Annotated in this window: 3 protein-coding genes; 1 reads left to right on the forward strand and 2 read right to left on the reverse strand. The window is 43.5% G+C overall.

The window, feature by feature from the left end; genetic code table 11:
• Window positions 1-78: 78 nt before the first annotated feature.
• Window positions 79-1,560 (reverse strand): hypothetical protein, encoded by a 1,482-nt coding sequence (locus HC026_RS11420; protein ID WP_168926059.1) that lies wholly within the window; start codon window positions 1,558-1,560, stop codon window positions 79-81.
• A gap of 261 nt (window positions 1,561-1,821) precedes the next feature.
• On the opposite strand from HC026_RS11420, the gene HC026_RS11425 reads away from it, so the two are divergent.
• Complete coding sequence (locus tag HC026_RS11425; protein ID WP_168926060.1) at window positions 1,822-2,406, forward strand: TetR/AcrR family transcriptional regulator; 585 nt, start codon at window positions 1,822-1,824, stop codon at window positions 2,404-2,406.
• Between the two features lie 210 nt (window positions 2,407-2,616).
• Here HC026_RS11425 and HC026_RS11430 read toward each other — a convergent pair whose 3' ends face one another.
• The gene (locus tag HC026_RS11430) at window positions 2,617-10,212 is read right to left on the reverse strand and encodes a beta strand repeat-containing protein (RefSeq protein WP_168926061.1); all 7,596 of its coding nucleotides are present in this window, start codon (window positions 10,210-10,212) and stop codon (window positions 2,617-2,619) included.
• Window positions 10,213-10,324 lie beyond the last annotated feature (112 nt).

Genomic DNA, 10,324 nt, shown 5'->3' on the forward strand with positions numbered 1-10,324 from the left:
TTCATTATTATGCCGTTTTCGATAATTTAAAAGCGCTCTCAATCTATATCCGAGAGCGCTTCTAAATCAACTATTGATTTAACTTGCAGCCAGTGACCGCTCTAACTTACTTTGCTTCACTTCGGTAATGGTCTGCCGCAATTCTTCCCAGTTGGAAGTCTTCAACGGATCTAACCAAGTAACTTGTGGGATATCGCGAATGCTGGAAACAAAGATATCTGACAGGTAGATGTCAACGTCACTGCTCAGTTGATCGGTGAGAATAACCCCACCGCCGAGGTTAGCTGTTAGAAGCTTTGAGAAGTATTCCATTGGAACCGCGTTTTGCGCGAAATCGACGCAGATGGTGACGTTATCCTGAATCAGATCACTTGGAACATGATCAACGAGTAATCTGACATAGCTTTTGAGTAAAGCTGAAAACATACCATTGGAGAGCTGCAAGTCAAAGTTCTTAACGGCAGCTTTGACCAGCTTTTTCCCTAAAGCAGTCAAGGCTGGAAAGCTCATCATAACGTGTGGCTGACCTGCCGAGTGGGTTTCCGTCAATTGGAAATAATCAAAAACGATTAACCAAATCGTCAATTCAGATAGAGAATCGGCGATATTCTGCTGATCTGTTGCCATAAACTTCGTCTGATCAATAACAGGCGTTTGTCCTAAAACTTGACCGAATTGTTGACTACCACGAACAAAGTATTGTTGCACTTGATTACTAAGTTTCACAGGAACTGAATCGAGAATATGCTGACTTCTTAAAAACAGGAGCAAATAACTCAGTTCAGAATCTGTGTCAGATTCGTCGCTATGCTTAACGTTCTTTAAGTAGAACTCTTTTAAGAGGTCAATTCGTTCATCTTGCTCTAAGGTCACGATGTTACGGATATTCATAAACTTACGAGCAGCCAACCGCTTTGCCTGAATCTGGAAAAACATTCTCAGTTTTAACTGTTTGCTTGGTGTCATTGAAAGACCGAAAGTCATGGCTAGAAAATTGTAAAACCGTGATGCCTGGTTGTTCAATTCAGGAAATGGATCATCAATACCGTTGAAAAAATAGTAATAAACATTTGTGATTTTAATCCGGTCAATCAGTTCCGGATGCATATTAATATTAGCTGGTTGTGCTTTCACTAATGCTTGTTTTTCAAGAATCGCTTCAACTTTTGCCCGTTCAGAATAAAATTTGGATTGGCTCAAATAATGGTCGTGCAGGAATTTCTGCCGTGTTTCTTTTTGCTGATCCAAATACTCATATTCAAAGATTTGAAAGCGAATCGATTGCTTCAGATAAGACAGCTGGAGTTGTTGATAGATCGAATAATCAGCATCCTCACATACCAGGCTACTACCATCAAGTTTCAATTGACAATGGCATTGATCAATCTGCTGTAAATCCTCAATAAGCTCTTTGCAAAGCTTATTAAGCTTATAAGCCGTTATTGATAAATTATCGAGAATCTCTTTAGTTTGTACACGATGCTTTTCATCCTTGGCTAATAGCCCTAAAATGTCTAGTTTACAATGTTCATTCTTCTCCAAAAACGCTAAATAATCCATATAGCTATCCCCCCGTAAGTAACCCCCGCAGTTACCTGTACCATACTCTCGTTGATATATATTGCCTGACTATAAATAGCTAAAATCTATTGTTTTTATCGCTATATCTAATATAATGGAGGTATGGTTACTATACAATAGTCAGTCAGTCTGGAAGAGTGCATTAATAAACAAGTTAAATTACATTGTTCAGCAACTGGCTTTGTTCGGTAATCTAGAGGGGGTAATCGGGTGATAGCTCAACTTGGGGGGGTTCATGAAATGGCATCTAAGAAGAGTGATCAACCAGATCGTCGAACACTAAAGACCCAACGTCAATTGAAAAACTCAATGGTTAAACTATTACAGAGTAAGCCAATTGACAAGATCACTGTAGCCGAGCTTGCTAGGGCTTGTGACATTGGTCGGGGGACTTTTTACATCCATTACAAGGACGTTTACGATCTTTATGATGCAGTGGTGGCTGATACCATAAATCAGCTCAGGCGGATTTTCGACGAATCGTATCCGCATGATGGTATCGAAGATTATGCGCCCCTAGCAGCGCAACTAATCAATTATGTTCTGGAACATCGACCACTATTTGACGCTTTGACTCAACATGGGGAAAGTCTACAAACGCTTAGGCGAATTACCAACATCTTCGCCGGTTACGTTCTAGATATTGAACACGTCGATAAATCCAATCAGCAGTTTGCGACTACGATTGAATTCGCATCTAGTGGTGTAATTGGGACAATTGCTGGTTTACTTACGCAGCCACAACCGTCAATCGATAGCTTAATCGCTATCATTTCGCAAAGTTTAACAGCTTTAAGGCAAGTGGCTAAGTCAATGTTAGATTAATTTATTCAGCTAGTATCACTAAAAGGCGACACATTCCCTCAGGAGTGTGCCGTCTTTTAGCTCACCCGATTATTCAAAAATTGTACCCTGAACTAAGCCTCAACCCATCTTAAATATAGACAACAAAAAGCCCCACATACTCACCGGTATGTGGGGCTCAACGTTTAAATAGTGAGGGAGAAATTTAAACGGGGATAACTAAATTCAATTCTAAAGATCTTTGCGACGCTTCGATGCTCCGGCTAAGCCAAGCAATGAAACCAGTCCGCCTAACAACCCAAGGGCTGCAATACCTTCAGCTGGTTGTTCATCAGTTTGAGGTAAAGCACTCTTGTCAGTTGCAGAACCGTTGCCTTCTTCACTCGTCTTGCCAGTGCTTGAAGCAGTTGCGTTAGCAGCAGTTGCACCTTCGGCAGTTGCGCTTGCAGCAGAACCGTTACCAGCAGCATCAGAGCCGCCATTACCAGTTGCGCCTTCAGCGGTCGTACCTTCAGCAGCACCATTGCTGGTTGCATTACCGTCAGCTGGGTTGCTTACGGCATTGCCTTGATCTGCACCATTACCTGCACCAGTCGTGGTTGAAGTAGAAGTTGATGTACCTTCACCATTGTTATTGGTGTTCGTATTGGTGTTGGTGTTCGTTACATCGGTACCACCATCAGTAGTGGCTGGTGTACCAGTACCGTTACTTGGTGTGGTAGTACCATTGTCTGGAGTCTTGGTGCCATCACCCGGCGTAGTAGTACCATCGCCTGGAGTCTTGGTGCCATCACCTGGTGTAGTAGTATCGCCACCTGGGGTCTTGGTGCCATCACCTGGCGTAGTGGTATCACCACCACCAAAGTGAACAGTCAACTTTGAGCCATCTGGTTCGGTGATAACAATGTTGTGATCATTTACAACGTAGCTACCTTTACCATTTGGTAAGGTACCGCTGTCACCTGGTTTAACATTGTTTACAGTGTTGTTATCAGGAGTGGTAATGTCATAAGTGCCATTGCCATTTACAGTAACCGTGTAATTACCATTTGGTGTGTTAACAGTCGTAGCAGGGGTTGAACCGCCATTACCATTGTTAATATTGACGTTAACCGTCACATTGCCGTTACCAGTTGAAACAGTTGCACCGTTACCTGGGTTGACTACAACCGATCCACCACCGTTAGGGTTAGTGATACTCAATGAGCCATCTGGGTTAACCACGTAGGTATCACCATTTGGTAAAGTACCAGTTTGACCTGGTTTAACAGTAGTTGAGCCATCTGGTGTCTTCAAAGTATACGAGCCATCTGGGTTCTTGGTGTAAGTGATCGTCGTAGTCGTTGAACCATCACTGCCACCTGGGACAGTGATCGTTGCGCCCGTTGAACCATTTGAACCATAGTTGTAAGTGATGTTGTTAGTCGTATAGTTGTTGGTCGTACCGCCATTGTTAGTGGTTGAGGTACTGCCACCAGGGTTGACCGTGAACTTAGTCCCATCTGGGTTGGTGATGGTCAATGAACCGTCTTTGTTGACAGTGTATGAACCACCGTTTGGTAACTTACCAGTATCACCAGGTTTAACAGTCTTTGAACCGTCTGGAAGGACAATTGTGAACGTGCCATCTGGGTTCTTAGTGTAGGTAATTTCAGAAGTTTTACCATCTGAACCAGCTGGTAAGGTAACCGTAGTGCTGCCACCATAGTAGTAGTTGTTAGTTGTACCACCATTGTTGGTTGTTGAACCATTACCAGGGTTGACAGTTGTCTTAGAACCATCAGGGTTGGTAATTGTCAATGAGCCATCTTTGTTCACAACGTATGAGCCACCGTTTGGTAATTTACCAGTGTCACCTGGTTGAACACTCTTTGAACCGTCTGGTAATACGATTGTGTAAGTACCATCTGGGTTCTTGGTGTAAGTAATCGTTGAGGTCTTGCCATCACTGCCAGCTGGCAATGTGATGGTAGCCGTCGATGGACCATTTGAACCATAGTAGTTGTTAGTGACGTTGGTAGTGTTGTTAGTTGCACCGCCGTTGGTAGTAGATGCACTGTTAGCAGGGTTGACAGTGAATTGAGAACCATCAGGATTGGTGATCGTCAATGAACCATCTTTGTTAACCGTGTATGAACTGCCGTTTGGTAACTTACCAGTATCACCGGGTTTAACAGCCTTTGAACCGTCTGAAGAGTCAATGGTGTATGTGCCATCTGGGTTCTTAGTGTAAGTGATAGTAGTGGTTGCGCCATCTTTACCAGGAATTGTGATAGTAGTGCTAGTTGCACCATCTTTACCGTAGTAGTTGTTGGTGGTGTTATTGATCACTGGACCGTTAGATGAAGTTGCACCATCAGCTGGGTTAACAGTCGTCTTGGTGCCATCTGGGTTGGTGATGGTCAATGAACCATCCTTGTTGACAGTGTACGTACCACCATTTGGTAAGGTACCAGTCTCACCTGGTTTAACAGTCTTTGAACCATCTGGTAATACCAGCGTGAATGTGCCATCTGGGTTCTTAGTGTAGGTGATAGTTGGAGTAGTACCATCTTTACCTGCTGGTAAGGTGATAATCGTGCTTGCGGAGCCATCTTTACCGTAGTAGTTATTGATGGTCGTGTAGTTAGTAGTACCACCATTAGTTGCTCCACCAGTAGTGTTACCTGGGTTAACAGTCGTCTTAGTCCCATCAGGATTGGTAATGGTCAATGAACCATCTTTGTTAACCGTGTAAGTGCCACCATTTGGTAAGGTACCAGTCTCACCTGGTTTAACATCCTTTGAACCATCTGGTAATACAAGCGTGAATGTGCCATCTGGGTTCTTAGTGTAGGTGATAGTTGGAGTAGTACCATCTTTACCTGCTGGTAATGTGATGGTCGTGCTTGCTGGACCTTCTGAACCATAGTAGTTGTTAGTAGTGGTGTTACCACTGTTAATGTTAGTGTTGCCACCATTACTGCTACCTGCAGCACCCTTGTTAGGATCGATGGTGAAGTGTGAGCCATCTGGGTTAGTAATGGTCAATGAACCATCTGGGTTAACCACGAAGGTTGCACCATTTGGTAATTTACCATCTTGACCTGGTTTAACAGTTTGACTGCTGCCATCAGGGTTGGTGATAGTCAGTGAGCCATCTGGGTTCTTAGTGACGTTAACTGTGATACCACCGTTACCATCCTTGTTTGGTACAAAGACTACGGTCGTCTTACCAGCACCTTGAGTGTTACCACCGTTAGGGTTGATCGTGACGTTGCCTTGAGTCCCATCTTTAGGATCAATAGTGCTCTTAGTGCCATCTGGGTTGGTAAAGGTAATCGTACCATCGTCGTTCACAACGTATGAACCGCCGCCTGGAATATCACCCTTGTCGCCTGGTTTAACTTCTTTGGTTGTACCATCTGGCATGTGCAGGATAGTGCTACCGTCACTCGTCTTTTCAACAGTGACAATTGAGTTAGTTCCTGGCTTGCCATCAGTACCAGCTTTACCAGGGATAACGATAACAGTTGTCTTGCTATCACTAGCAGTTGGTTGACCACCGATCTTGTTTGGATCAATAGTAGTCTTTGAACCATCTGGGTTAGTGAAGGTTACAGAACCATCTGGGTTAACCACGAAGGTACCACCAGCTGGTGTGTTATGAGTTGAAGTATCACCTGGTTTAACAGTGTCTTTACTGCCATCTGGGAAGTTGAAGGTTAATGAGCCATCAGGGTTCTTAGTAACAGTAGTCCCACCATTTTGACCTGGTAAGTTAATGGTAATAGGTTGGTTAGTAGCGCCACCATTATTAGTAGTAGAACCAGTTGAGCCACCATTTTCCACTGACTTCAAGTTTGAGTTAGGATCCTTAGGGTTCGTGCCATTCATGATTTCTTGCAAATCAGAATCGCCATCACCGTCAGTATCTTTGTTTGATGGGTTAGTCCCTAAGACGTTTTCAAGATTGTCAGGGATACCGTCACCATCAGTGTCTTTTGCATTACCAGTGTTATCACCAGTAGTGCCGCCACCATTAGTATTGATGGTTACATTGTTAGGAGTACCCTTGTCTGGATCAACGGTGTAAGTCTTACCATCAGTACCAGTAAAGGTAATCGTCCCATTCGGGTTAACAAGGTAAGTTGTCCCGTCTGGTAATTTACCAGTATCGCCTGGGTTGACCTGCTTAACAGTACCGTCTGGCAATGTGATAGTAGTTGTGCCATCTGAACCCTTTTGAACAGTAACTAAGGTATCAGGGGTATCCTTGCCATCCGTACCATTTTGACCAGGGATGACAACAACCGTCGTCTTGTCAACTGGTTGAGCAGCCTTATCATTTGGATTGTAAGTGTAAGTCTTACCACTTGGATCAGTGAAGGTAATTGTCCCATCTGGGTTAACAACGAAGCTGCCGCCCTCTGGGTTAGTGTGAGAACTCGTATCGCCTGGTTTAACCGTTTGAGTTGAGCCATCTGGGAATGTGAAGGTCAATGAGCCATCAGAACCCTTGCCTACAGTCACACCAGTATCTTTAGTGCCATCTGAACCTGGGAGAACAATAGTTACAGGCTTGTCACTTGAACCACCGTTGTCCGTGCCAGTTGTTGAACCAGTACCAGTTGAACCGTTACCGTAGTTGTTGATGATAGTAACGCCGCCTTGAGTACCCTTACCGCCATTCTCAAGAGTCTTGAGGTTAGAGTTAGGGTCCTTAGGGTTAGTACCATTCAGAATTTCTTGGAAATCAGTGTCGCCGTCACCGTCAGTATCAACGTTATCTGGGTTCGTGCCGACTTTAATTTCAAAGCTATCTGGAATACCGTCACCATCAGTATCAACTGGTGTAGCAGTTGTCTGCCCACCATTGTTGGTGTTTTCAGGAGTCGTTTGACCCTTGTTTGGATCAATGGTTGTAGTCTTGCCATCTGGATCAGTAATTGTAACTGAGCCATCTGGGTTGACGGTTACCTTTGAACCATTTGGTAAGTTAGCAGGATTATCCTTGTCAACAGTTTGAGTTGAACCATCTGGCAAGTGAAGTACGATCTGGCCAGAAGGAGTCTTCTCAATCAACAGAGTTTGATCACCAGTGTTCTTACCATCAGAATCTTTACCTGGTAAGGTAATGTTTGTGATCGTGCTGCCTGGTTGAGTTGTACCAGTCGTCTTGTTGTTAGGATCAACGGTGTAGCTATTACCAGCACCATCAGTGAAGGTAACAGTGCCATCTGGGTTAACCTTGAATGAACCACCATTAGGATCCGTCTTGGTTTGATTGTCTCCTGGTTTAACGGTTTGAGTTGAACCATCAGGGAAAGTGAAGGTTAATGAACCATCAGAACCCTTAGATACTTTGGTACCAGCATCCTTACCATCTTGACCTGGCAATACAATCGTTACTGGGCCGTTGGTTGAACCGCCATCAGTACCAGTTGTGTCAGTACCAGTTGAACCAGTACCTTTCGAACCATCATTGTTGTTGGTGTTCGTGTTGGTATTGTTGTTATTGATAACAATCGGTGTGCCTAATTTCTTAGGATCAATGGTTAAGGTCTTACCGTTCTTATCAGTAAAGGTAATGGTGCCATCTCCGTTGATAACGAATGAACCGTTACCAACTTCAGTAGGATTACCAGTCCCTTGGTTGTCGCCACCTGGTTGAGTGGTTGTGTCCTTATCAGTGTACAGAACATTGATTTTGGCACCATCCTTGATAAAGTAACTAGACAATGAGTCAGCAGATGGCTTGTACCATGTCTTGCCATTGGCATCATTGTAAGTAGCTTTAAGTCCTGAGGCATCAATTGGATCACCAGCATTACCCTTTTGATCAGCAACAGTTGAGTTTGGTAATACGGTACCAGATTCATCAATTGCATCTAGGGTGTAGGTTGCAGTGTCACCGGTTGGTGTTGTAGTAGCGTTAGGGTCAGTATCAGTATACTTAACGTTAATGTTACCGCCCAATGCAGGTACGTGATAACTGGTTAAGTTCTTCGGCATGTACCAAACTGTATTGTTAGCATCAGTATATGTTAGTTGGAGTTTATCCGTGGAGATATTAGCACCAGCCACACCATCTGTATGACTAATTGGGCTAGCCAAAGGTTTGCTACTATTATCGACAGGCGTGACAGTGTACGTAATGTCACCTGTTGGCGTTGTAGTCGTTGCTTTCTTTGGCGTCAATGTAATTGTTGAAGGAGCTGGTGCAGTAACAGTAGCGCCCTTATCAGCTGCAGTTACGGCGTCTGATAATACTTTATTACCAGCATCATTCAGCGCGTAATTGAATTTGGTATTAGTAGCGTCATTTTCCGCAGCAGTTACATCAAAGTCATCAGCAGTAAATGTCGGTTTAACAGATGCCAGTGCCGCCACATCATCTGCAGAAGCATCTTGAGCAGGAGTGATGTGCAAGACGCTTCCAAGCTTAGTTGCAAGATAATCTTTAGCATCCTGCAATGCAGTAGCTGCATCTGAAACATCTTGAGCGGTACTATTTGTCAAAGTAGTTAATGCTGCATTACCAACAGTGGATTCAGTTGTAGTAGAAGTATCAGTTGCAATCTTTGCATCTGGAGCCAATGCAAGAACAGCACGGTCAACATCATACTGTGATGCGTTAGGATTAGATACTGCATCAGAAGCAAATTTAAATTGTGCTGAACCTTGGTCTGCAGGATCTACCTTACTAATCAAATCACGCAATTGGGTCTTATCAACATTTTGATAAGCAATTGTTGTTGAACCAGACTGAGTTTGGTTAAACAAGTTCATGTTTGAATCAAAGGTTTCAGCGATAAATTGTCCTGGAATAGCACTCTTGGTTGTATCAACAGTACCATCATCATTCTTGGTAATAAATGAAGGATCCGTCCAACTAATTGGAATAGCTGCTTCAGCTTTCATGGCACCTAAATTACCACTAATAACGTCAGAGCCAATATTCCCGATACCATTCGTCAAGGTTGATGAAATAGCAGAGATTGCAGGCTGAATGAGCTTGTTATTTGCAGCTGACAATGCATTAAGAATGCTAGTAACAATAGTCCAACCACCGCTACCAATCAAAGGTGTTCTTCCTAATCCAGAATCATCATAATCGGCCCTCAAAATGTCTTGCGGCTTTTGACCATTAATCTTGCTGACATCATATTGAATGTCATTGCCCTTGTTGTCCTTGACAGTTACATAAGTTGGACTCGTAGGTGCATCAATCGGTTGTTCACCAGTGAAGACACCATCCAGCGCTTTCCCAATTCCTGCAGTCCAACCGGTAATGTAAGAGTTAACCATGTTTAAAATGGCATTCCAAGTTGAGAAACCAGCGGGTGTCTTCATGGAAATAACTTGGTTACCCTTGCCATCGTCTCCAATAGTAGCAGGCATGAGCATCTCTTCGTTAACACCCTTTGTCCCATCATCGGCGGTCGTCTTCATCAAGGCATCACCATAACGGTTCATTTCCTTGATGTTAGCATTAGTCATAGCCATTGAAGCTTGATATGCTTCGTTGAAAGGCTCAGTATTTACGCCAACAGCTCCAAGAATTTGTACCAGAGTTGCAACGATTGAACTGACACCTGGGCCACTATAATTTTCCAGAGCCTGTTTATCAGAGGCATCCACATTAGATAACTCTTGGGCGCTAGACAACAGACTGTTAAGTGCCTGCGTAACCGACGCAATGTTGAGGCCTTGAGAATTAATCAGTGATTGACCATTACCGATTAACTTAGTACCAATGTTCCCAGCCAATGTGCTGATCTCAGTAACAGCATTAGTGACAAAGCCAGTTAACTGTTTAACAACACCACCATTCATGTTGGCCATGTATAGGCCAAGCCGAGAGCGTAAAATATCTTGTGTAAATGCATAAAAGATTTCTGAATTGTATAGAAATAGGGAATGCCTTCCCTTATGATATTTAGTAACCACAGAAAAC

It is taken from the genome of Secundilactobacillus angelensis, assembly GCF_012641075.1.
In the GTDB taxonomy this organism is placed as follows: Bacteria; Bacillota; Bacilli; order Lactobacillales; family Lactobacillaceae; genus Secundilactobacillus; species Secundilactobacillus angelensis.